Origin of the sequence: Nocardia sp. NBC_00403 (assembly GCF_036046055.1) — a bacterium.
Taxonomy (GTDB): domain Bacteria; phylum Actinomycetota; class Actinomycetes; order Mycobacteriales; family Mycobacteriaceae; genus Nocardia.
Genome location: NZ_CP107939.1, coordinates 565,887 through 587,827, shown reverse-complemented (window position 1 = coordinate 587,827; position 21,941 = coordinate 565,887). Strand labels below are relative to the sequence as shown.

23 protein-coding genes and 1 riboswitch are annotated in these 21,941 nt (G+C 65.3%); of the genes, 13 read left to right on the top strand and 10 right to left on the bottom strand.

The window, feature by feature from the left end; all coding sequences use genetic code 11:
* Positions 1-287 precede the first annotated feature (287 nt).
* A complete protein-coding gene (locus OHQ90_RS02565; protein ID WP_328406956.1) occupies positions 288-992 on the top strand; it encodes an NUDIX hydrolase in 705 nt (234 codons plus the stop codon).
* Positions 993-1,254: 262 nt separating this feature from the next.
* On the opposite strand, the gene OHQ90_RS02560 is transcribed toward OHQ90_RS02565, so the two are convergent.
* Both OHQ90_RS02560 and OHQ90_RS02555 read right to left on the bottom strand, forming a co-directional pair.
* Positions 1,255-2,355, bottom strand: coding sequence for a CaiB/BaiF CoA transferase family protein (locus OHQ90_RS02560; RefSeq protein ID WP_328406955.1), 1,101 nt, complete (start codon positions 2,353-2,355; stop codon positions 1,255-1,257).
* 313 nt (positions 2,356-2,668) lie between these two features.
* Positions 2,669-3,289, bottom strand: coding sequence for a TetR/AcrR family transcriptional regulator (locus tag OHQ90_RS02555; protein ID WP_328406954.1), 621 nt, complete (start codon positions 3,287-3,289; stop codon positions 2,669-2,671).
* Between the two features lie 231 nt (positions 3,290-3,520).
* Here OHQ90_RS02555 and OHQ90_RS02550 point away from each other — a divergent pair, with 231 nt between their 5' ends.
* Positions 3,521-5,080 (top strand): FAD-dependent monooxygenase, encoded by a 1,560-nt coding sequence (locus OHQ90_RS02550; RefSeq protein WP_328406953.1) that lies wholly within the window; start codon positions 3,521-3,523, stop codon positions 5,078-5,080.
* 485 nt (positions 5,081-5,565) lie between these two features.
* Here OHQ90_RS02550 and OHQ90_RS02545 read toward each other — a convergent pair whose 3' ends face one another.
* The 3 genes from OHQ90_RS02545 to OHQ90_RS02535 form a co-directional block, all read right to left on the bottom strand.
* Entirely contained in the window at positions 5,566-6,507 is a 942-nt protein-coding gene (locus OHQ90_RS02545) for a hypothetical protein (protein WP_328406952.1), read from the bottom strand.
* A 578-nt stretch (positions 6,508-7,085) separates the two neighbouring features.
* Positions 7,086-7,619, bottom strand: a complete 534-nt coding sequence (locus OHQ90_RS02540; RefSeq protein WP_328406951.1) for a type VII secretion system-associated protein — start codon at positions 7,617-7,619, stop codon at positions 7,086-7,088.
* Between the two features lie 25 nt (positions 7,620-7,644).
* Complete coding sequence (locus OHQ90_RS02535) at positions 7,645-8,628, bottom strand: hypothetical protein (RefSeq protein WP_328406950.1); 984 nt, start codon at positions 8,626-8,628, stop codon at positions 7,645-7,647.
* Between the two features lie 376 nt (positions 8,629-9,004).
* Between OHQ90_RS02535 and OHQ90_RS02530 the strand changes: the two genes are divergently transcribed.
* The 4 genes from OHQ90_RS02530 (at position 9,005) to OHQ90_RS02515 (ending at position 11,200) form a co-directional block, all read left to right on the top strand.
* Entirely contained in the window at positions 9,005-9,175 is a 171-nt protein-coding gene (locus tag OHQ90_RS02530; protein WP_328406949.1) for a hypothetical protein, read from the top strand.
* A 213-nt stretch (positions 9,176-9,388) separates the two neighbouring features.
* Positions 9,389-9,865 (top strand): DUF456 domain-containing protein, encoded by a 477-nt coding sequence (locus OHQ90_RS02525; protein WP_442941435.1) that lies wholly within the window; start codon positions 9,389-9,391, stop codon positions 9,863-9,865.
* A 141-nt stretch (positions 9,866-10,006) separates the two neighbouring features.
* Positions 10,007-10,663, top strand: a complete 657-nt coding sequence (locus OHQ90_RS02520) for a hypothetical protein (RefSeq protein WP_328406947.1) — start codon at positions 10,007-10,009, stop codon at positions 10,661-10,663.
* Between the two features lie 165 nt (positions 10,664-10,828).
* Positions 10,829-11,200, top strand: coding sequence for a DUF6188 family protein (locus OHQ90_RS02515; RefSeq protein WP_328406946.1), 372 nt, complete (start codon positions 10,829-10,831; stop codon positions 11,198-11,200).
* A 92-nt stretch (positions 11,201-11,292) separates the two neighbouring features.
* Here OHQ90_RS02515 and OHQ90_RS02510 read toward each other — a convergent pair whose 3' ends face one another.
* The 3 genes from OHQ90_RS02510 to OHQ90_RS02500 all read right to left on the bottom strand — a co-directional run bounded on the left by OHQ90_RS02510 (position 11,293) and on the right by OHQ90_RS02500 (position 14,442).
* Positions 11,293-11,898: an SMI1/KNR4 family protein gene (locus OHQ90_RS02510; protein ID WP_328406945.1), complete on the bottom strand. Its 606-nt coding sequence runs from the start codon at positions 11,896-11,898 to the stop codon at positions 11,293-11,295.
* Positions 11,899-12,076: 178 nt separating this feature from the next.
* The gene (locus tag OHQ90_RS02505; protein WP_328406944.1) at positions 12,077-12,952 is read right to left on the bottom strand and encodes an amidohydrolase family protein; all 876 of its coding nucleotides are present in this window, start codon (positions 12,950-12,952) and stop codon (positions 12,077-12,079) included.
* Positions 12,953-13,053: 101 nt separating this feature from the next.
* Positions 13,054-14,442, bottom strand: coding sequence for an FAD-dependent oxidoreductase (locus OHQ90_RS02500; RefSeq protein WP_328406943.1), 1,389 nt, complete (start codon positions 14,440-14,442; stop codon positions 13,054-13,056).
* Between the two features lie 340 nt (positions 14,443-14,782).
* Here OHQ90_RS02500 and OHQ90_RS02495 point away from each other — a divergent pair, with 340 nt between their 5' ends.
* From OHQ90_RS02495 to OHQ90_RS02480, 4 genes are all read left to right on the top strand, one after another.
* Entirely contained in the window at positions 14,783-15,238 is a 456-nt protein-coding gene (locus tag OHQ90_RS02495) for an Rv0361 family membrane protein (protein ID WP_328406942.1), read from the top strand.
* 62 nt (positions 15,239-15,300) lie between these two features.
* Positions 15,301-15,417, top strand: a riboswitch (SAM riboswitch).
* Positions 15,418-15,431: 14 nt separating this feature from the next.
* Entirely contained in the window at positions 15,432-15,848 is a 417-nt protein-coding gene (locus OHQ90_RS02490; protein ID WP_328406940.1) for a rhodanese-like domain-containing protein, read from the top strand.
* Positions 15,845-17,059, top strand: a complete 1,215-nt coding sequence (locus tag OHQ90_RS02485) for an O-succinylhomoserine sulfhydrylase (protein WP_328412479.1) — start codon at positions 15,845-15,847, stop codon at positions 17,057-17,059. Before OHQ90_RS02490 ends, OHQ90_RS02485 begins: the two co-directional genes overlap by 4 nt.
* A 94-nt stretch (positions 17,060-17,153) precedes the next feature.
* A complete protein-coding gene (locus OHQ90_RS02480; protein ID WP_328406939.1) occupies positions 17,154-17,600 on the top strand; it encodes an RpiB/LacA/LacB family sugar-phosphate isomerase in 447 nt (148 codons plus the stop codon).
* A gap of 831 nt (positions 17,601-18,431) precedes the next feature.
* On the opposite strand, the gene OHQ90_RS02475 is transcribed toward OHQ90_RS02480, so the two are convergent.
* Positions 18,432-19,292, bottom strand: a complete 861-nt coding sequence (locus OHQ90_RS02475; protein WP_328406938.1) for a hypothetical protein — start codon at positions 19,290-19,292, stop codon at positions 18,432-18,434.
* A 251-nt stretch (positions 19,293-19,543) separates the two neighbouring features.
* Between OHQ90_RS02475 and OHQ90_RS02470 the strand changes: the two genes are divergently transcribed.
* From OHQ90_RS02470 to OHQ90_RS02460, 3 genes are all read left to right on the top strand, one after another.
* Entirely contained in the window at positions 19,544-20,080 is a 537-nt protein-coding gene (locus tag OHQ90_RS02470) for a type VII secretion system-associated protein (protein WP_328406937.1), read from the top strand.
* 123 nt (positions 20,081-20,203) lie between these two features.
* Positions 20,204-20,845, top strand: coding sequence for a type 1 glutamine amidotransferase family protein (locus OHQ90_RS02465; RefSeq protein WP_328406936.1), 642 nt, complete (start codon positions 20,204-20,206; stop codon positions 20,843-20,845).
* Positions 20,846-20,953: 108 nt separating this feature from the next.
* Positions 20,954-21,409 carry a MarR family winged helix-turn-helix transcriptional regulator gene (locus OHQ90_RS02460; RefSeq protein ID WP_328406935.1) on the top strand — a complete coding sequence of 152 codons (456 nt, stop codon included), beginning with the start codon at positions 20,954-20,956 and terminating at the stop codon, positions 21,407-21,409.
* Positions 21,410-21,523: 114 nt separating this feature from the next.
* On the opposite strand, the gene OHQ90_RS02455 is transcribed toward OHQ90_RS02460, so the two are convergent.
* Complete coding sequence (locus tag OHQ90_RS02455) at positions 21,524-21,937, bottom strand: hypothetical protein (RefSeq protein ID WP_328406934.1); 414 nt, start codon at positions 21,935-21,937, stop codon at positions 21,524-21,526.
* Positions 21,938-21,941: the final 4 nt, after the last annotated feature.

Below are 21,941 nucleotides of genomic sequence, written 5' to 3'. Positions count from 1 at the left end.
CAGTCGCGCGGTGTGGCCGAAGCGGGGTCGTCGAAAGCGATCGTGTCGCCGAGCCGGATGGAAGGCCGGGAAGGGGCGCGCTCGGTCGCCCGGAACCGAACACCCGCCGACGCCCTGAAGGCGTGCCCGCCGAGGTACGGCATGTGCCGAGAAACCGCCCCGTCACCTCTCGTTCGACGGAATCCTTGCGTGCGGCTGGGCCGCTCTGAGTCGTCGACCGGACTGATGGGCGGCAGGTGGGTGGGAGGTGAACCGTCACCGGGACAGGTGGGGCAGTATCGACGGGTATGGGCTCCACCACGGGACCGCGTGTCCCCGAGAACGTCGATGACTTTCGTGCGCTCGCGAACGTGCGGCTGAGCGAGTTTCCGCACATCGAAGTTCCGGATACCCCAGGCATCCGTCGTGCCGCCGTGTTGTTGTGCGTGGTGGAGCAAGCCGACGGACGACCATCGGTGATCGTCATCAAGCGGGCCTACCAAGGCCGCAATGCCGGGCAGTGGGGGCTGCCCGGCGGCCGACTGGACGACGGCGAAACCGCCGACCAGGCCGCATTGCGAGAGCTGCACGAGGAACTCGGCCTGACCGCGACTCCCGCCGACCTGCTCGGCAGGCTCGACGATTTCCCCGCCGCTTCGGGATTCGTGATCACCCCGTTCGTGGCGGCCCTCGCCGATACGACCGACCTGACGCCGAGCCCAGCCGAGATCCATTCCGTCCATCTGGTGGATCTCGCTCGACTGGCCGCCGACGACACACCACGATGGGTCCACCCTCGGGAGGCCGTGCGGCAGTCCGCACTCCGTGACAACACGCCGGCACCTGGCACCGAAGGCCGAGGCCTGCTGCAGATGCGACTCGGCAGTGACATGACGATCCACGCCCCTACCGGCGCGATGCTCTGGCAGTTCCGCGAGATCGTCCTGCTCGGCCGGGACCCGTCCGAAGCTCGAATAGCCGACTTCGTTCAGCCCGACTGGACACGCCGGTAGCTGCCGAGTGCCAGCGTCTGAGCCGGGGCCGCGCACCAGCGATGCGGTACTGCGTTGCGGCGGTGAAAGTTCCGAGCGACAGTCCGCTCGGCCGCTCTACTCCGCAAGTCTCGGCCGCTCGGAAGCGACGGGCCGCCGACAACTCGGCGATGTGCTGCCATCGGTCCGGAGGTCGAATGGGAATGCCGCCCTCCGACACCCGAACGGCACGCCCGATGACGTGTGGTCATCCAACGTGCCGTTCGGCTAGTGCGGTGAATGCCTAGTCGGCCCAGACGGATTCGAACGGGGTCGCCTCCGTCGGTGGCGGGGTGGGGGTGGCGCTGGGGGTGCGGGAGAAGCGCGGGGCGGGTGCGTGCTGGACGACGCCGTCGAGCTCGATCAGGCCGGTGCGGGCGACGATGTGCGGGTTCTGCTCGGCCTCGGTGAAGGTGAGGACGGGGGTGGTGCAGGCATCGGTGCCGTCGAAGATCTCCGCCCACTCGTCGCGGGTTTTGGTCTTGAACTTCTCGGTGAACAGCTTCTTCAGCTGGTCCTGACCATTGGGGTCGATCTGCATCGGCAGGCCCTCGGGATCGATCTCGAGGCCCTTCAGCAGCTCGGCGTAGAACTGCGGCTCGATCGCGCCGACGGCCATGTACTTGCCGTCGGAGGTCTCGTAGGTGTCGTAGAAGGCCATGCCGGTGTCGAGCAGGTTGGTGCCGCGCTCGTCGGACCACAGGCCCATGCCGCGCATGCCCCAGATCATGTGCGAAAGGGCAAGGGCCCCATCGATCATCGCCGCGTCGATCACCTGGCCCTTGCCGGAGCTCTGCCGCTCCACCAGCGCGGCGAGAATGCCGAACACCAGGAACATCGAGCCGCCGCCGAAGTCGCCGACCATATTCAGCGGCGGCACCGGACGCTCACCCTTGCGGCCGATCGCGTTCAGCACACCGGTGAGCGAGATGTAGTTGATGTCGTGGCCGGCGCGGTCGGCGAGCGGGCCTTCTTGTCCCCATCCGGTCATCCGGCCATAGACAAGGCGGGGGTTGCGCGCCAGCGCGGCATCCGGCCCGAGGCCCATACGCTCGGTGACACCGGGGCGGAAGCCCTCGATCAGCACATCGGCCTTCTCGACAAGTCCGAGGACCTTCTCGATATCGGCCGGATCCTTCAGATTCGCCTCGACAATGGTGCGCCCACGCCACTGCGGCCTTTCCATGAAGCCGGGGAGCAGGTTGGGCCGCTGCACTCGCACCACGTCCGCGCCGAGATCGGCCAGCAGCAGCGCCGCATGCGGACCCGGACCGATACCGGCCAGCTCGATGACCTTGATGCCCGCGAGCGGGCCCTGCTTGGTGGCGGTGGTTGGTGTGCTCACGCCCTACCTCGGTTCGTCGTTGATCCAGTGCACCGGCGACGCGGTGCGTCCGTCCCGGGAGCGGCCCGGGGGTGTATTGACAGTATGACAATAACGTCGGATCCCCCGTCCGGAACCTCCTTGTGCCTAGAACCGGCCGGTACGCCGGATTCCCCGCGCGGTGACGAACCGCCGCAATCGGTTTGCGGGCCGTGAGCATGTGCGGCGGGGTCTCTGGCCGGGTCGACCGCCGGTCCACGATGGCGAGCGCGACTCGTAATGGCCCCGGTCGGGGAATCGAAGAGCGGCTGCGGGGCTCAGCGCCGGGGCGCGATCATCTCGAAGTCGCACCGCGTTGTCGCACCAGCGGCAGATACACCTCGTCGACTATTTCGACGAGCACATCGTCGGGTGCGGTCGGGGAGCCGCGCACCACGAATTCGTTGCGCAGCAGGACAATAGCCACGGTGGCGACCCTCGGATGCAGTGCTTCGGGGGCTGCCTCGCTGCGTGCGACCGCGCGACCCAGGATGGTCAACCAGGGGGCCGCCTCGGCGTCGCCGGACTGATCCCGCAGCTGCCCGACCAGTTCCGCCGTGCCGCCTGCCGCGGCGAATAGTTCGCGCAGGATCGCGCCGAGCGGGGAGCTCCAGTGGCGGTTCGCCTGGCGCAGGAACTCGAGGACGTCGCCGCGCAAGCTGCCGGTGTCCGGTAGGGGTGCGGTGGTGGCCAATTGCCGGTAGGCCGCGATGCCGAGCGCGAGACGATTGGGCCAGCGGCGGTAGATGGTGTTCTTGTTGGTGCCCGCGCGGGTCGCGACGTTGTCCATGGTCAACCCGGCGTATCCGGACTCGGTGAGCTGGTCCGCCGCAGCAGCCAGGATCGCATCCTCCAGGGCGGCCCCCCGTCGTCGTGTTTGCCTGGCATCTGACCGCCTTGTCGGATTCTCCGCCACGGGCCTCTCCAATCGGTACTGGAAGTACCTTTTTATTGTCATTGCCTCCTATGGATCGACGCAACTAAGGTACTTGATGTACCGTAAATCTCGCGACTGCTCGAACTGACCGAGCCGGTCGCGATCCTCGACCTCCTGGTCCACTGACCTGAACCGTATGGCTGAACGCTGCCCGGCTGACGCCGGGTCGATGCTCTTTTGCCTTGCATCTATATGAAGGAGAAACCGTCAATGATCACCGATGTCGTCATCGCCGGAGGCGGCCCGAACGGGCTGATGCTGGCGTGCGAGCTGAGCCTGGCCGGGATCCGGCCGATCGTGCTGGAACGCCTGCCGGAACCCAGCGACGTACCGAAGGCGAACGGCCTACTCGGTCAGGTTGTCCGGTTGGTCGACCACCGCGGGTTGTATGAGCGCCTCAGCGGCAATCCCGCACCGCCACAGCCGAACTCGGCCTACTTCATGTTCGCCGCGATGGGCCTGAACCTGAGCCTGCTCGACGACAGCCCGGTCTATGGCCTCACAGCGCCGCAGAGCCACATCGTGCAGGTGCTCTACGAACGTGCCCTCGAGCTCGGTGTGGAAATCCGTCGCGGGCACGAAGTCGTCGGCCTTGCGCAGGACAACGATGCGGTCACCGTCGATGTCACCGGCCCGGACGGGACCTACCAAATGCGGGCACAGTATCTGGTCGGCGCGGACGGGGCGCACAGCGTCACCCGCAAGCTGTCCGGCATCGGCTTCCCCGGCGTCTCCTACGATCGGCGGACCGACCGGACCGCGCACGCCACGGTCCCCGGCGAGTGGGTGGATCCCATCACCGGCGCGCTGGACATACCCGGTTACGGGGCCGTTCTGCCGTTCCTGCCCCACCGCTTGGAGCACGGTGGTTTCTCGTATGCGCCGCTGCCCGGCCATCCGCCGCTGGTCAGCACTATCGAGTGGGACCAGCCCGAGCCCAGGGAACCGATGAGCCTGGATGAGCTGGCGACGAGCGTACGCCGCGTGCTCGGCGCCGACCTGCCGCTCGGTCTGCCGCCCGGTGATGGACCACATGTGCTGCGCAGGGTCACCGGCGGTAACACCCGGCTGGCCGAACACTTTCGGGATCACCGCGTTTTCCTGGTCGGCGACGCCGCCCACGTTTACACCGCAGGTGGCGGGCCCGGCCTCAACCTCGGTCTCCAGGACGCGGTGAATCTCGGCTGGAAGCTCGCCGCGGCCGTGCTCGGCACCGCCCCGCTCGGTCTCTTGGACACCTACGAAACGGAGCGCAGGCAAGCCGCGCGCCGCATGGTCATGTATGCCCAGGCGCAGGCGGCGTTGCTCGCCCCGGGCAGCGATGTCACCGCGCTGCGGGAAGTGTTCGCGGAACTGCTCGACGACCGCGACACTGTGCAACGCCTCGCCGACCTCACTGCCGGGACGGACATCCGCTACGACATGGGCGAGCCCTACCCACACCCTCTGGTCGGCCGGTTCGCGCCGGACCTCCGGCTGGACGGGCCCACCGGCACAGTCAGGCTGGCGGAGCTGACCAGGAACGCACGGCCGCTGCTGCTGGATCTGACCGGGAACGCATCCGCGGCCAAGGCGCTGCCCGGCTCGCATGACAAGGTCGACATCGTCACCACAGGACCGCACACTCCGGCATCGCCGGCCACCGCGCTGCTGCTGCGGCCGGACTGCTACGTAGCCTGGGCATCGTCCTCGCCCCAGTTGGACGCCGCCGAACTGGACGCGCTCCACGCTGCCACACAGTTGTGGTTCGGCGTCACCGTGCCTGCGTAGATCCGCCTGCGTCGTGGACAGCCCGCGCAGCGCAATTCCGGGACATCCCGGTGCAGTTTCAGGGCCGCACCGGGGTGATCTCCCACCCGCAGGGACGGCAGGTGCCGAGAACATCGTTCTGATCGACCGCAGCCCCGCCGTTATCCCGCGAGATCCTCGCGACCATGCCGCGGCGCGACCGCGGCTCCGGATGTCCGTCCAGAATCTGCCCCGTGCGCGAAGCCGGCCGAAACGCTTCCGCCGTCCGGAACCTCTCTGTGCTCAGAACCAGCCGAATCGGTTGACCACAATGAGCCTGCGGAGCGTGGTCTTGAAGTGCGCCTCCGGCGTCACCCGGGCATAGTCGGCATGTTATCGACCGATCCGACACTGGCCGAGGAAGTCATCGACCCGCCGCCAGATCAGGTCAGGCGCCACCACAGCGAGCTCAGGACGCGTTCTGCATGCGCTGTTCCCACTCGGCATCGTCGTAGCTGACACCTCTCTCAGCGGTTCGGGTCGAACGGTTCGGTGCCGAGGACCAGCGAGAGTCCCGAGATGCCGGAATGTGCTCGGGCGTAAGCAAGTTCGTGGCTCAGGTCACCGATGTTGTTGACGATCGGCAAACCGATGCCCAGAGTCGATAGCGTGCCGACGGCATAGCCGTTGCGGTCGAGGAAGGCGCTGCCGCTGTCGCCGGGTATCCCTGGCATGGTCACGGTCAGCGCGTGTGTCCAACCGGCGGTAACAAGCCCGTCGGCCTTGCTCTGGCCGGTCCGAGGGGACAGTTCGGCGATTCCGAACCGCAGGCCGGAGTTGCCGTAGCCGTAAACGCGGTCACCGGTGCCGGTTCCGGTGGTGTTGATGCCGACGGGACCACCCCAGTACGGCACGGTCGGGTTGACCTTGCTGACGTCCTCGGGGGCGACCTTCACCAACGCGAAATCGTTGTAGGCGCAGGTATTGTGGTCGTGTTCGCCGTTCTGCTGCATGGCCAGCCAGCTGCTATAGACCAGATGACCGGTGCCGACGACCTCACCCGGGAAAATCAGTATGCCGCCGCGGTTGAAGGTTACCGCGGTGCCGAGGGGGAGGCTGTTGGCGGTGCAGCCGTCGGGGTCTTTCAGGTCGCCGATACCCGTACCCGCACAGTGCGCGGCCTGACCGAGGTACACGTTGCCGGCATCGTCGACGAAGGTGTAGTTCGCGGTGCACTGTCTCGCACCCTCGGTGTTGGTCTGCACCCCGGGCGTTACGGTGGCGGACGCGGCGGACGCCCATCGGTGCCCCGACTTGTCTGCGGCAAGGGTGAACTGCTCGGCGCTACCGCTACCGGGCCACGGCTGTGACGACGCAGTGCCGCATCCGGCAATGAGATGCGCGCCGGTGGCTGCGACGACGGCGGTCACGGTGACCGCGAGCGCATGGTAGAGAGTGGATCGCTGCATGGATATTTCCCTTTCACTGTGATGTTCGACCGCTCTACTGCGCCGTGGCCTTCTGGCGTGGCACCCATGGCGATACTAGTAGCTGATGTTTAGCCGAACGTCAGGAAACCAAGACCTGGAACGCGGGCAAGGACCCCGAGTTCGCCGACAAAACGGCTCGGGCGACCACCTGCCTGCTGGCCGCCCTCGACACCGACGAACTGTCCGCCTTCGTACACGACTTCGCGGGGGGTGGTGCGCCGCATCACGGCGCACCACCACGAGGGCTTAGGCCGCCGGCGGCGAGGTAAAGGTAGCTAATTGCTTGCCCGAGGTGTCTGCGGGCTGAGCGAGGGCCAAGCCGGATTCGTTCGTCGTGGGCGGCACCAATACCTTTGCGCCCAAGCGCTCGGCCTCGGCAACGGTGGTGCTGACGTCGGCCGCCTCTGCGCGGAACCAGCCGATACGCCAGAATCCAGGCAGCGTGACACGACGCCACTACCGGAGGGACCAGCAGTGAGGATGTGGGGGTGAGGTCGTTGTCGGCCTACCTGGATCGACTGCACCGCATCCTCAGCGAGCTGGAGGACTTCACCAGGTCACGACGTCGCGGGATCGCCGCGCATGGTGTTGATGAGCAGCCGGAACGGAGCTACGCCGCTCGGGTTGAGCATGATGTCGACGCCCCGAGGAACGATCCTCGGAAGATCGCTGCCCACCATGAGCATCCAGCGGTCAACGTCCACTGTTCGCTTCTGTACCGCCGCGGTTGCGACCACTACGCACGGTGCGCCGTCCGGCGCAGCGCCGATGAGCGGGAGATCGTCGTCGCCGCAGCCGATTTCCACGACCGAGTGGCAGATCATCGCGACGAGTTCGTCGCCGAGTTTCTCCCCGGCAGCGATGAGTCGCAGCATCGCATCGATCGGATCGCTCGGTGTGGAGTCGTCCGCGGGCAAGTAGCCCGGGTTCGGCTCGAAAGGGCCGATTGTGCCGTCTACTTCCACCATCCAGCCGCCGACCGTCGCTTCTGGGGGAGGGGTCGCTGAAGGACCATCGGGGTTCCAGGAGGGGGCCGGCAGCACGAACCAGTCGCCCTGCTGGATGACCGTCTTGGGTATCGGTTGGTCCATCGAGATTCCTCCGATCAGATTGTGGCTACAAGTAGTCGTTATCGGCGGTACGGCCTTCAGGTGGTGAGTTGCGGGCCCAAATGGGGATGTCCTGGCCTTGCACCGTGTGTCGTATCCAAGCCGGCTCAGTACTGTCTACGCCTCCGGGAAGGCTCACGCCCAGTTCTGAAGATCGCAAGAATGCTGGCCACATGGTTGGCGGTGTGGCTACGGGTCCGGTGGCACCGAACACATCGATATCCAGACCGGCCTCGTTTTGCAAGTAATTGGCGAACTTCTTACTGGCATAGCTCAAGGAATGAAAATAAGACGCCGACTCGCACGCAACGAGTACCAATGCTTTTGTGTCCCGATTCTCCGACAATGCTCGATTGAAATGGTTGTTGGCTACGTTGAGGCGAGCGAAATCGGTGCCATTTAGGTCCACTACCGCAGAAGAAAACCTGCCGGTCTTGATTCGGACGAGGAAGGCGGAACCATTCGCGTGCGCATCCACGTACACCGGGTTCGTACGCGCGCGGGGGGAAAAGTGCTGGTAATCAGAACTGATGCGGACCCATGGTGGCTCGCGCAGAGGTGAACGCCGTTTGAAACGCATTGTGGAGGATTCGACGTCATCGTCGATGAAATACTCGAAATCGGTGTGCCGATACTTCGACCTGGACCAGATTTTGCCGACCATAGAATCGAATGGTTTGGACGGATACTGGACACCGATCGGTTTTCCATCATAGTTTCGCAGCAATCTGGACCGGACGTGATCCGGGGTGAAAGCCCATACATTTCCGCGGTCGTCCCAGCCTAGGAAATCTGTTTCGCCTGCGGGGATGTCGTCTTCCTCCAGGACACGGGTGGCATATCTTCCATCCGCCCTAGTGAACGCGTCCGCCGCAGCGCGAATCCGTGCGGCGCCTTCGCGAAACCTCGCACGGACAGCTCGGGCGCCCTGCTCGGTAGCTTCGGCGACCTGCCGTGTCAGATGAACGAGCAGCTGACGAGCCTGCATCATCAGGTCGGCTACTTCTCGAGGGCATCCGCTGCGGCAGCAATTCTGTCGCTCGTCACGGCGACGCTACGACCCTTGGTCGAGGGACTGGAATGTGTGCGCTCGGCCCGGGGCGATGGGGTGTCCCTGGATGCATTTCCCGAGCTGTCACTGTCCCGGTCTGTGCGATCGCCAGACGTAGTTCTTTCGCTCAGTCGCATGGCGCATCGATATCTCGGGGATCCAAGCCTGCTCGGCCGCCAACGCGCGCCGAGCCCGGGATGGGCGGCGAACCAAACATCCACACCGGACTCCTTTGTCGCGGTCGTAACTGCACCACTCGAGGTGGGCGACGAACCAAGGTTACTGGCCCATCAGCGCTTTCCTGGTTCTGGGAATAGTGCTCGCTATCAACGCAATTCGACCGCGCGGGGCGTTGCTGCGTATCGCCGCCGAACAGGGCGTCAGCCCCGAACTCCTCACGCCCTTCATGGCTCTGATGGAGCGCCGGGTCGCCGAGGGCGGCGGGAATGAGTCGAACACCGGCATCGTGGACCTCCTGCGCCGCTAGCGATCGCCATCTCTCCTGGAACGAGGAAAGAACGTTGGGCCAAGGTGCGTGCGGCCCTCTGGCTCGGTAGCGAGATTCGCGGTACCCCGTGCCCATTGGCGCTCGACACCCAAACAACCCCGTCCGGCACCTACCTCGTGCACGGAACCAGCCGATACGCCAGAATCCAGGCAGCGTGACACGACGCCACTACCGGAGGGACCAGCAGTGAGCATGTGGGGTGAGGTCGTTGTCGGCCTGGTAATTCTGGTGGGGCTGTTGGGGATAATCGTCCCGATACTTCCCGGTGTCATCCTGATCTTCGGTGCGATCGCGGTCTGGGCGTTCGTCGAGGGCGGTGCTACCGCGTGGACCGTTTTCGCTGTCAGCACCGCGTTCCTCGTGTTGTCCGGCATCATCAAATACACCTGGCCGGGCCAGAAGATGAAGGACGCGGGTGTCTCGAACCGGGCTCTCTTCGTCGGGGCGGTCCTGGGCATCGTCGGCTTTTTCGTGATCCCGGTGGTCGGCTTGTTCGTGGGTTTCGTTCTCGGTGTCTATCTTTCGGAGCTTCAGCGTCTGCGTGAGAACCAACAGGCTTGGCAGGCAACAGTTCACGCGCTCAAGGGTGTCGGTCTTTCTATGCTGATCGAGTTGTTCGGGGCGCTGCTGGCGACGGGAGTCTGGGTTATCGGCGCGATAGTGACGTAGCTCGAATGGTGGCGTGGCAGATGTGCCTTACGTGGCAGTTCGATGCGGCCTCACGGGAGCCGCGATGAGGTTCGTCAGAGACTGCACGCCCGCAGACGCGACATTTGGACGCACTCAGCAAAGTGCAACTACGATCCACTCGTGGATGGACAAGTCACGGCGGGTCAGCTGATCGAGGTACCGACGCCCGACGCGACCGGGATGGATCGGCGGGCGTTCGGCGAGTTCGTGGGTCCTGGAGGCGAACTCGCGTCGTATGCATTCGGCTGGGTAACCGGTTCCGACCCGCACGTCGGACGGCTCTCCCTCGGCTTCGGGGCTGGGAACCCGGGCGGCGGAACTTTCCACGCGGTAGTTCTCGACCGCAACGGCGGGTACGCATTCGCGCTTGTGGACGAGCCGTTCGAGCGGGTGCCGGAGGGCGGCCCCGATCTGACCGCCGAGCAGGCCCGCGCCCACCCAAACCTGCCGTTTGTATGGTGGGTTGCCGACCAGGTGATGGCGAGCGACCCGCGGGCCTGGTGGATGCGCCACTGGCTGCTGTTGACGCCGTGTATCCAGACCCCGGAGGTCTTCGAGAAGCAGGAGCCCGTCCTGCTGGTCTCCAATGACGATGACGACGAACTGTGGCAGCTCATCGGGCCCACCGATGCCCGCGACGAGGGCCGGATCGGGCATCTCAGCCATGCCATCGATGAGGATCCGACATTGATCGATGTGTTGGACCTCGAACCGGGCTTCAAGGCCACGCGCTCCGCTGTCGGCGGGCCGTGGACGAGCCACCGCGCGGCTACCTGAAGACGCAACGACGGCAGTCCAGCTCGATTGTCCGCAACCACAGGTCACGAACTGCGACTGGCGTGTCGAGGCCCCGCGTTGCTGCTCGACTTTCCGGGTCCGGCAGTCGCCTCCGTGAAAATCAACAAGCTTGGCAGGCAACGGTTCACGCGCTCGAGGATGGTAATGGAATTACCGATTACCGGGCAGCGCGTCTCGGTCGCAGTCAGCGAGTACCTGGTCGAGGTCTCGACCAGCGGCGGATTCGATCTCCAGATCGAGGGAGATATGGAGATCGAATCCAGCCGAGGTGGCCGATGGTCTGTTGCGCTCGCGAACGGGGGCGGTTCGCAGAGCGATCTCGAATCCGTCCTTCGCGGTGCGATCACTTCCGCTGTCGTGAATTCTTCGGGAACTCTGACCATCGACTTGGATTCCGGGAACCGGCTCGTGGTCCCGCCAGATGAGGAATACGAGGCATGGACACTCGTAGGTCCGAACGGTTATCGGGTCGTATGCATGCCGAATGGTGAGCTGGCAATTTGGACGGCCGACTGATCGGCTGCTCGATGTCCGACGCCGACGACTTGCCGGCCGCCACACATAACCAACACGGCAGCGTGACGAGAAGATCGGGTTCCCGAGTGCGTCTAGAGATTCGGCCACCGTGGAAGTCGGTCTGGGAGTTCAATTTTCGGAGCGCGAGCTCCAGCGTGAACTTCAGCGGCCAGGGCGTCGGCGGTCGCTACAGCGAGCTGATCAGGTCTCGAGAACTGTTCGGACGAGGTCAGCCCCTCGACGAACGACTCGAAATCAGATGCGAGATAGACGACTTCCGGCCCATCGGAGTCGATTTCTACGACCGATGGTTCGCCTGTCGGGCCGCAGGCGCGATAGTCCAGCGCGACCCACCAGTGCCCATCGCCGTGCAGGAGCACGACCGGTGCGGGAAGTTCCCACTCCTGCACCATGTCCGGCGTATCCAGGAGTGTGAAATCATCCTCGTCGCGGATGCCGTTGAGGTAGTCGAAGCACGCGTAATGCTCCGACCACCCCGACCCCTCGACGGGAAAGGCGTCCCAGCGGTCGGAGACGATGCCGCCGTTGCGTACCCGGAGAAGGCGCAGCAGCGAGGTGGGAAGTCGCACACCGAGTTTTTCCTCGGCGTCTCGGATCGCCGCGTCGGTCAACGCCACATGGTCGTCGTCGGCCGGGTACCGCCAGAAGGATGAGAGGACTTCGTCGAACTTCGCCACGGCCGAAACGATAGGGGTGCAATGGATTTCGAAACTTCCGTAGGTGGGAAGTGCTGAACGCGTCGGCTGAGCTGCGCCCAGGCGTCCCGTCCCAGCTGCTGGCACGTACCGTGCACCACCCGGCTCAACGAGAGCTCACCGCGTGTTTCGGCCGTCTCCGGCGAGGCTGCCGACGGCGCTATTCGATCGCCGGAAACGGGATCGTGTCCGGCACCGCTTCGAATTTAGGAAGTTCGTCGCGGCGCAACGGCAACGTCGGCTGTTCCGCGCGGAACATGGGGGTGGTCCGGTTGGGATCGGCGGGGATCGCGCGTGCCCGGGCCGGGAGCCGGTAGAAGGCGCGGGCGTTGTCTTCGAGGACCTTGACCATGTCGGTGCCGACGACGTCGCAGATCAGGTCCACATCCGAGTCCCTGAACGGGCGGCCGGCGCGGGTGCCGGGCAGGTCGGTGCCGAACATGAGGGCTTCGGGGTTCACCGTGTGAATGCGGCGCAACGTTTTGGCGACATTCGAGGCGACGCGGCCGAAACCCGTTGCCTTCACGCGGGCGCCGCGGTCGACCAGGTCGAGGAGGTAGGGCAGACCCTCGTCGGACATGCCGAGATGGTCGATGGACAAGGCGGGAAGTTTGGAGATGACCGGCTGCAGCGAGCCGAGCATCTGGCCGTCGATGTAGACCTCGACATGCCAGCCGACCAGCTCGTGGGCGCGCAATGCCTGCAGGGTCATGCCGGTGATGTCGGCGGCGGCGCGCTTGAGGTTGAAGCGCAGCGCGCGCACGCCGATCCGGTCCAGTTCGATGATCTCGTCGTCGGTGGCGTCGAGATCGAGGCGGGTCACCCCGACCCAGCCCTCGCCCAATTCGGCGAGTGCCGCCTTGAGATAGGTCTGATCGTTGCCTTGGAAAGAGCCGCTGACCACGGCACCACCGCCGATATCGAAGCGCGACATGCGCTTTCGATAGTCGGCGATGGTGAACGGGTCGGGCAGGTAACCCTCGTTCTCGGCCAGCGGGAACCGCGGGTCGAAGATATGGACATGGGCATCGAACACTTGTACAGAATGCCTCAGTGTCGGAGTTTTCGCTGCCGCGGACGTGACAGTATTTCCGCTCCCGGCATGGATGGATCCAGTGCGATCACACCGAGCGGGGCTCAGACCTTGTGCGGCTCGCTGGCACGCAGCATGTCTTCACGCTCGACCACCTTGACGCGTTCGCGACCCTCCGGCTCGCCGAGGGCGCGCTCGTGCGCGTCCAGGCGGTACCAGCCCTGCCAGGTGGTGAAAGGGATGCCCTTGCTCTCCAGGAACGCGGTCACCGCGTCCAGTTCCGGCTGGGCGGCCGGGGTGAAGTTCGCGCTGTCGTCGAGCAGGCAGGCCACGGTTTCGTTGGCGTCGCCCTTGGTGTGGCCGATGAGGCCGACGGGGCCGCGCTTGATCCAGCCGGTGACGTAGGTGGCGGGCAGGTAGCGGTCGGCGCCGTCCGCGTTCTCGTCACCGATCACCCGACCGGCCTCGTTGGGCACGGTGCCTGCCTGATCGTCGAAGGGCAGGTTGGTGAGGTTCTGCGACAGGTAGCCGACAGCGCGGTACACGGCCTGGACGTCCCAGTCCCGGTACACCCCGGTGCCCTTGACGTTTCCGGTGCCGTCGAGCTGGGTTCGCTCGGTGCGCAAGCCGACGACCTGGCCGTTCTCGCCGATGATCTCCGAAGGGGACTCGAAGAAGTGCAGGAACAGCTTGTGCGGGCGGTTGCCCGCGTCGCGGATGGCCCACTGCTCGAGGGTGTTGGCGATCATGTCGACCTGCTTGGAGTGCCGGCGCGCGGCCTCGGAGCCCTCGTCGTAGTCGATGTCTTCCGGGTCGACGATGACCTCGATGGTCGGGGAGTGGTCCAGCTCGCGCAGCTCCAGCGGGGTGAACTTCGCCTGGGCGGGGCCGCGGCGGCCGAACACGTGGACCTCGACCGCCTTGTTGGCCTCGAGGCCCTGGTAGACGTTCGGCGGAATCTCGGTGGGCAGCAGTTCGTCGCCGGTCTTGGCGAGCACCCGTGCCACGTCGAGCGCCACATTGCCGACACCGAGGACGGCGACCTTCTCGGCCTCCAGCGGCCAGGTGCGCGGCACATCGGGGTGTCCGTCGTACCAGGACACGAAGTCCGCCGCGCCGTAGCTGCCGTCGAGACCGATGCCGGGGATGTCCAGGGCGCGGTCGGCGTTGGCACCGGTGGAGAAGATGACCGCGTCATAGAAGGTGCGCAGGTCGTCGAGGGTGATGTCGGTGCCGTAGTCGATGTTGCCGAGCAGGCGCACCTGCGGCTTGTCGAGCACCTTGTGCAGGGCGGTGATGATGCCCTTGATGCGCGGATGGTCGGGCGCGACGCCGTAGCGGATCAGCCCGAACGGAGCAGGCATGCGCTCGAACAAGTCGATCGACACTTGCGCATCTGACTTCATCAATGCGTCGGCGGCGTAGATGCCGGCCGGCCCTGCGCCCACGATCGCGATGCGGAGCGGGCGGGTCGCTGCACTCTGTTCGGTCATCTCTTACGCGCACCCTTAAGGTCGAAAACAATTAATGGCGTCGGTCTTAGCCTAGGCTAACTCGACGCGCCGCTGTGGTTGCACCTGATGTGCGGACACTGGTGCCGACTCGCTGTCATATCAGCTATGACAGCAGGCCGCAGTCTCGCGATTCTATCGGTGGTCCGCGTGGCAGTCCGCGCCGGTGCGGTGACCGGCTTGCGGCCACGACGGCCTGCCTCCCACTGCTTACCCACGGTGTGCCCCGAGGTAACCGCTGCGCGCACGGATCCTCCGCGGCGTGTCGCCGAGTTCGGGGGTGGGCGCTCGATAACCCCGCCGACCAGGGATCATCGTGAACATGACCGATCAGCAAGACACCGACGGCGACGCCGTAATCGAGGTCGACCAGACCGACTCCCGCACCCCGTGGCCGTTCATCGCGGCGGCGGTGGTCGCGGTCATCGTGGTCGTCGGGATCGTGCTCGGCGGGCTGCTGTCACCGGCTGAGAAAAATGTCACAGAAGCAGATCGCATCGCGGCGGCGGTCCGCAACTACGCGGAGGCTCGCGGTCGCAGCGATGTCACGCCGCCGCCGGGTGTGGCGTGCGACGGATTCGACGAGCGCAAGTCGTCGCTGGCCACCCAGCTCGGCGGCCTCGAAACCGGAAAGACCGTCGAGATAACAAAAATCGAGAATCCGATGGTCGACGGTGACCGGGCGAAGGCGACGGTCACCACCGAGGTCGACGGCAAGGCAGCCACGGCGACCTGGAATCTGACGCGATCGGGCGACCGCTGGCTCATCTGCGGTTGACCATCCCGCGTCGTGAACTGGGGTTTGACAGGGTGACCCCCGCCCAGGCAATCTCAGAACCAGGTCATGAGAACCAGCGTCAAGCCCCGGCTTGCTGGTCGGCAACCCTCCTCCGCGGCGGGGTGCTCCGGGTGACGACCTGGCCGCGCACCGAAACCCAGGTGCGGCAAGAGCGGATTCACAGGAGGTCCATATGAGTTATGCCGGTGACATCACCCCGCAGCAGGCGTGGGAATTACTGCGGGACAACCCCGAAGCCGTCCTGGTGGACGTGCGTACCGAAGCCGAATGGCGCTTCGTCGGAGTTCCCGACACCACATCGATCGAGCGCCCGACGGTGCTGATCGAGTGGGTCGACGGCACCGGCACCCGCAATGGTGCGTTCGTCGAGCAGCTGACCCAGGCGCTCGACGGCCGCAACCCGGAGGCTCCCGTCGTGTTCCTGTGTCGCTCCGGCCAGCGTTCCGCGCATGCCGCGAACACCGCGACCGGGGTCGGGATCGGACCGTCCTACAACGTGCTGGATGGCTTCGAGGGCGGCCTCGACGCGACCGGTCATCGTGGCGGCTCCGGCTGGCGGGCCATCGGCCTCCCGTGGCGGCAGTCGTGATCACCGGCGGCTCCTTCGACAAGCCACTGCCCGATGGCGTCGGTCCGGCGACCCTCGGCGTGCGCGGTGGCCTGCGGCGCTCCGGTTTCGAGGAGACGGCCGAAGCGCTGTATCTGACCTCCGGCTTCGTCTACGAGAGCGCCGAGGCCGCCGAGGCCGCGTTCACCGGCGAGGTCGAACATTTCGTCTACTCCCGCTACGGCAACCCGACGGTCGCCATGTTCGAGGAGCGGCTGCGGCTGATGGATGGCGCCGAAGCCTGCTTCGCCACGGCGAGCGGCATGTCCGCCGTCTTCACCGCGCTCGGCGCGCTGCTCGGCGCCGGTGACCGACTGGTTGCCGCACGCAGCCTGTTCGGCTCCTGCTTCGTGGTGTGCAACGAGATTCTGCCGCGCTGGGGGATCGAAACCGTCTTCGTCGACGGTGACGACCTGGATCAGTGGGAGCGGGCATTGTCGGTGCCCACCCAGGCGGTGTTCTTCGAGACGCCCGCCAACCCGATGCAGACGCTGGTGGACGTGCGCAGGGTCACCGAACTCGCACACGCCGCGGGCGCGAAGGTGGTGCTGGACAACGTCTTCGCCACGCCGCTGCTGCAGCGTGGTTTCGAACTCGGCGCCGACGTCCTGGTGTATTCCGGTACCAAGCACATCGACGGCCAGGGCCGGGTGCTCGGCGGCGCGATTCTCGGTGCGCGGGACTACATCGACGGCCCGGTGAAGAATCTGATGCGCCACACCGGTCCCGCCTTGAGCCCGTTCAATGCGTGGACCCTGCTCAAGGGCTTGGAGACGATGCCGCTGCGGGTGCGTCATTCCACGGAAGCCGCGCTGTGCATCGCTCAGTTCCTCGAGGGCAACAAGTCTGTCGGCTGGGTGAAATACCCCTTCCTGGAATCACATCCGCAGCACGCACTGGCCGTGAGCCAGATGAGCGGCGGTGGCACGGTGGTCACCTTCGAGCTGAACGCGCCTGCGGATGAAGGCAAGAAGCGCGCCTTCGAGGTGCTCAATCGCTTGCGCATCGTCGATATCTCCAACAACCTCGGCGACTCCAAGACCCTCATCACCCACCCGGCCACCACCACCCACCGCGCCATGGGCCCGGAAGGTCGCGCGACCATCGGCCTCACCGACGGCGTCGTCCGCATCTCGGTGGGCCTCGAGGACGTCGAAGACCTTCTCGACGACCTCGGCCACGCTCTCAGCTAGAGCGTCCGCGCCGCGAGCGGGACATCGTCGAGAACGAGCACGGTGATGTCCTGTTCGGCGACCTGCGGCGCCGCCGGGTGCCTACCCTGGACGTATGCGGATCTCGGTGGCGGCAGACGAGCGTGTCGGGGTGGCGAAGGAACTGATCGAGGAGTTGCATCGGCGCGGGCTGGAGACACTCGCGCACGGGGCGCTTTCCGAGGTGGAGCGCGACGACTGGGCCTGGGCCAGTGCGGCGGCGGCACGTGATGTCGCCGAGGGGCGAGCCGAGCAAGCCATCGTCTGCTGCTGGACCGGAACCGGTGCGTCGATCGCCGCGAACAAGGTGGCCGGTATCCGGGCCGCGCTGTGTGGTGATGCCGCCACCGCGGCCGGTGCGCGCAAGTGGAATGACGCGAATGTCCTTGCGCTGAGCCTGCGGACGACCTCGAGTGCCCTGCTGACGGAGATCCTCGACGCCTGGTTCGTGACGGAGCCGAGCACGGACTCGGATGATCGAGCCAATATCGCGCACCTCTCGAAGCTCGAGCGCACCCGCTGAACGAATCGGGTCGCCCGTTCCTTTGCGAATCCACAGGTCGTGCGCCCTTTTCTGGCCTGGAGAGCCCTTGAACCCGTGGTGTTTCGGTGTGCCTGGGGAATCGAAGGGGAGGGTATCGAGCCGTCGAATGAGCTGTGCTCCGGAACGGCTCGGCACACGGGGTCCAGTGGCGTGAAAAGTCACGTTAGCGGTCTCTGCTCTGGTCTGGCTATGAACGGAACCTGTCTCATCCAGGTGGTTCGATACCGGTTGAGGTCGCGGTATCGTTCCCCTTTCGGGAGAGCGGTCGGGGGAGGGCTCCGGGTGCGTCTTCTTGGTTTGACCCTCTCGCCCCTCGTCGTTGTCGGTAATGGCGTGGCGTTACCAACATTCGCCGAGCACGGCTGGTGTCTCGCGCTACTGACATCCCTTGACGCGATCTACTGGCACCAGGTGACTAACCAGAAGGTCGGCGGCATGCCGAAGAATCCAACGGGAGGCGAAACCTGGTGCGGCCGTCGACGATATCGACCCGTGGACGTTGCGCGGCCGGTTGTCGTACCGGCGAGCGGCCGAGCTGTTCGAGCACCATGCCGTACCGGCGGCTTCGGTCGCGGCCATTCACCTTGTATCAACTCCGGCACAGACGACTCACGCATGCCGCAGAGGACGGGGCGTCCACGCCGATGCTGATGCGCATGAGCGGGCACGCTTCGGTGCGCTCGCTCGGCAAATACGCCCGCCCGTCGGCGGAGGCTCTGATCCGATGGCAGGCCAGTACCAACCTGGCCGCCCGCAAGCGGCGGCAGTGACGCGAAAAAGGCGCTACCACTCGTTGGGTAACCGGTCTCGTTATGTTGTGGGTGGGCGGTTCGGCGCTCGGATGACGGTGATGGGATCGGAGGGCGCGCCGCCGTCCGGTATCTCCGCACCCAATTCCGCGGTTCCTTTCCGCTCGGTGAAGCGCGCCTGATTGACACCGACCGTGGCCCAAACATCGTGGTTCATGCCCGCGCTGTGAATGGCCCCTGCTACCTGCTGGACGTGAGCGTCCCCCTCGCAGACCAGCATCATCAGCGGTTTATTTGGTCCTGCACGGGAAGCGGATTGGAAATCCAAATTTGCCGCAACCAATTGCCCGAAGAAACCCCCAGGAATCCCCACAGTTTGCCAGTCGGGGTTGGCATCGTCACCGAAATTGGCATCGATCTCGATTCCCTCTGGGCGTCCGTGCGCGTGCACGTAAAGCATCCCCTCCCTGGCGTCATCGGCCCAGGGTGCGGGCTGAGAAGGCCCGGCATCTTTCCAATCGGGGTCGCTCCCGTCGCCTGGGTCGACACGACGCACGGGGTAGTATTCGCTGTCACTCAGCCGATCCGGCATCCGTGACCATGTCTCGTAGTATTTCTTGTCCCCGGAAAGATCGTTCTCTGTTGCGCCTTTCTTGGTTGGGAAGGAAATTCCGAATGTATTCCCTTCGTGATCCACCAGGGGAATGACGCGTATGTCGTGGATGTGATGTGCAACGCCCTGGTCGTCCTGCAAGCTGAAGCTGTAACGATTGAGAACACTCACGCTGGCGCCGTCGCCGTTCGTAAGGGTCCTCCCGGCGTTGTCGAGTTCGCCTGCGAACCCATTGACCCCGACCCGGTTGTTGATGGTATGAGCGCCGTCTTTGAGTAATCGTGTGATCGACTCGGTTGCCTCGACCATCAGTCGAGCCGCTCCTGTGCTAGCCATCGCCTCGCGCCGCGTCCCGCACCGGGATAGAAATCCCGGGGCATCTAACCAACATCGTCACAGGTTACCTGCGCAAAGGTTCGGGCGGACGCTGTGAGTCAGTGTTGGAGTCTGGCCGGGCGACCGTCCCACGGTGGGCTTCGCAGTGATCCGTCCGGATCGGAGGGCGGTGTCATGAGACAGTGGCGGTACAAGGCATGGAACCGAGGTAAGGACGATGAGCTGTGGGGAATCCGCCACCGGAAGCTGTCCGGCACAACAACTGGTTCGTGTTGGTCGATCCCGGCTGGAATCAGGGCGATCCGACCGCATCCCCGCCCGTGGAGGTCATCGTGGGCGGGTGGGAGCTACACGATAATGGTGGCACTGGGCCGTTCCGGCCGAATCCACGCTACCGCCCCAGCGCACCCACCGTGCCGACCGATCCTATCGACGCGGTACTGCGCCTGATCGCTGAAGGACAGCAGCCTCGCACCGAACTCGTCGCCGCCGTGCGTGACGCGATCGTGGAAATCGGCTGCGACGTACACGGTCAGCCGCTGCTGGGCACCGCCCCCGACAGCACACCCTGTGTTGTCGTCGCCACCGCCGAACTACAGAAGGCCCACCTCGATGTCGACCAGTGGATCCCGGTTCACGGCAGCGCACTCCCCGACATCATCCCGTCTGGCGCCGATGTTCTCCTCAACCCCGCAGGCGCCGCGCCTTTCCGGCTCCGAACAGAGGCACTCCGCTCTGCCACTACACGCGACCACAGCTGAACATGCACATGGACCGAGCCATCCCGAAGGTAGTGCCCCTGCCGGTCCGAGCGCGTCGAGTTGGGTGTAGTGCGGGCAGCGCTTCATTTGACAGCATCCTGTCAAATGTGACAGCATACTGTCATGCCCACGCAAACAGTTCACATGGCCGTTTACGACACTCTCGCCGACTGGGAGGTTGGTGCCGCCACTGCGCACATCAACAAGCACGCCTGGCATAAAGAGCCCGGAAAGTTCCAGGTCAAGACGGTCGGGCTGACCATGGATCCGATCACCACAATGGGCGGGGTGCGGATTGTGCCGGATGTGGCGATCGCCGATCTCGCCCCCGCTGACAGCGCGATGCTGATCCTGCCCGGCGCGGATACGTGGGTTACGGGTGAACTTGCCCCGTTCGCGCGGCTGGCCGGGGCGTTCCTCGATGCGGGTGTGCCGGTCGCGGGCATCTGTGGCGCCACCTTCGGGCTGGCGAAGGAGGGTCTGCTCGACACTCGCGCGCACACCAGTAATGTCGCGGAATTCCTTGCCTACAGCGGATATTCGGGCGGCGACCGCTACGTGAACGAGCCTGCGGTGACCGACGGCGATCTGATCACCGCGAGCGGCACCGCACCCTTCGAGTTCGCCCGCGAGGTGCTGGGCAGGCTCGGTGTGTACGAGCCGCACGTGCTCGACGGCTGGTACCGGCTCTATGCGCACAGCGATCCGGCAGGCTATGCCGTGCTCGCCGAATACGAGGCGCAGATGGCGGGAACCTCCCACTGAGGGACAATCCACGGCGATCCGATCGAACGGTCGGATCGCCGACGATCCACATCGAGGAGGTGGCATGCCCGGCATCGAAAGCCGTGCGGCACAGGAGGGCTGCTCGGCATGAGTGACACACCTGAACAGGAACTCTTCAGCACCGCCGCCATCACCTCGTTCCGGCTCAACGGCCAATTCCTCACGATCGCAGAAGAACTCGCCCAGCCCGGGGGCATTACTGCGGCCTGGTGGCAAGTGCTCGGGGCGGTGCTGCGCGAACCGCTTCCGGTGGCGGGCATCGCCAGGGCGATGGGCATTACCCGCCAGAGCGTGCAGCGCATCGCGGATCTGTTGGTGGACAAGGGACTTGCCGAATACCGCCCGAACCCCGCTCACCGCCGCGCGAAACTGGTGGCGCCCACCGACGCCGGTCGCGACGCCATCAAGCGCATCAACCCCCATCACGCCGTGATGGCACAGCGACTGGCGGCCGAACTCGGCCCCGAAAAATTCGCCCTGACGGTGGATGTGCTGACCACCTTGTCCGCCGCCCTCGACGCCATCACCGACACCGAATCCTGATCGCGCCGACCAGATCTCGGGGATTCCTGACCGCTGGGTGACGACACCTCGCCCGCCGGACCGGAAGCTGTCGATGTTCGAAGTCCTGATCAACACTGACGTGCGGTTTGTGTGCTATATGTCGGTCAGCCGCTGTCTCGCCAGGCCCAGCGCGTATTCATCGGTGCCATCAATTTCGGCTACCACCTGCTGAGCAGCGGCTTGCTCCTCTCGCTGGCAAAGCAGCTTCACGAGCAAGTACAGCGTGGTCTTGTCCCCATGCTGGGCCCGTTGCCGGAGATCGCGGTCGCGACTGTCCTCGTACAGGAACCGGTCCAGCCTGCGCCGCGCGTGGACGTCGGTCTCACCCCGCGTGGCTAGCTCGTCGAGGCGTCTCGCTTTCACGAGTAGATCCATGTGCCACAGATGCGCATCGTGCCGGTTATGGTCTGCGCTGTAGCACTCGGCAACAGCGCTGACTGCGGAGATCGCTGCATCCCAGTCATGGCCGGTCTCCGCCGCACGTGCTGCGTCGAACCAGGTTTCCATGATG

Coding starts and splice junctions, on each gene's coding strand:
- OHQ90_RS02565 (WP_328406956.1), top strand. CDS start 288: ATGGGCTCCACCACGGGACCGCGTGTCCCCGAGAACGTCGATGACTTT.
- OHQ90_RS02550 (WP_328406953.1), top strand. CDS start 3,521: ATGATCACCGATGTCGTCATCGCCGGAGGCGGCCCGAACGGGCTGATG.
- OHQ90_RS02545 (WP_328406952.1), bottom strand. CDS start 6,507: ATGCAGCGATCCACTCTCTACCATGCGCTCGCGGTCACCGTGACCGCC.
- OHQ90_RS02540 (WP_328406951.1), bottom strand. CDS start 7,619: ATGGACCAACCGATACCCAAGACGGTCATCCAGCAGGGCGACTGGTTC.
- OHQ90_RS02535 (WP_328406950.1), bottom strand. CDS start 8,628: ATGATGCAGGCTCGTCAGCTGCTCGTTCATCTGACACGGCAGGTCGCC.
- OHQ90_RS02525 (WP_442941435.1), top strand. CDS start 9,389: ATGTGGGGTGAGGTCGTTGTCGGCCTGGTAATTCTGGTGGGGCTGTTG.
- OHQ90_RS02515 (WP_328406946.1), top strand. CDS start 10,829: ATGGAATTACCGATTACCGGGCAGCGCGTCTCGGTCGCAGTCAGCGAG.
- OHQ90_RS02500 (WP_328406943.1), bottom strand. CDS start 14,442: ATGACCGAACAGAGTGCAGCGACCCGCCCGCTCCGCATCGCGATCGTG.
- OHQ90_RS02495 (WP_328406942.1), top strand. CDS start 14,783: ATGACCGATCAGCAAGACACCGACGGCGACGCCGTAATCGAGGTCGAC.
- OHQ90_RS02490 (WP_328406940.1), top strand. CDS start 15,432: ATGAGTTATGCCGGTGACATCACCCCGCAGCAGGCGTGGGAATTACTG.
- OHQ90_RS02480 (WP_328406939.1), top strand. CDS start 17,154: ATGCGGATCTCGGTGGCGGCAGACGAGCGTGTCGGGGTGGCGAAGGAA.
- OHQ90_RS02475 (WP_328406938.1), bottom strand. CDS start 19,292: ATGGTCGAGGCAACCGAGTCGATCACACGATTACTCAAAGACGGCGCT.
- OHQ90_RS02465 (WP_328406936.1), top strand. CDS start 20,204: ATGCCCACGCAAACAGTTCACATGGCCGTTTACGACACTCTCGCCGAC.
- OHQ90_RS02460 (WP_328406935.1), top strand. CDS start 20,954: ATGAGTGACACACCTGAACAGGAACTCTTCAGCACCGCCGCCATCACC.
- OHQ90_RS02455 (WP_328406934.1), bottom strand. CDS start 21,937: ATGGAAACCTGGTTCGACGCAGCACGTGCGGCGGAGACCGGCCATGAC.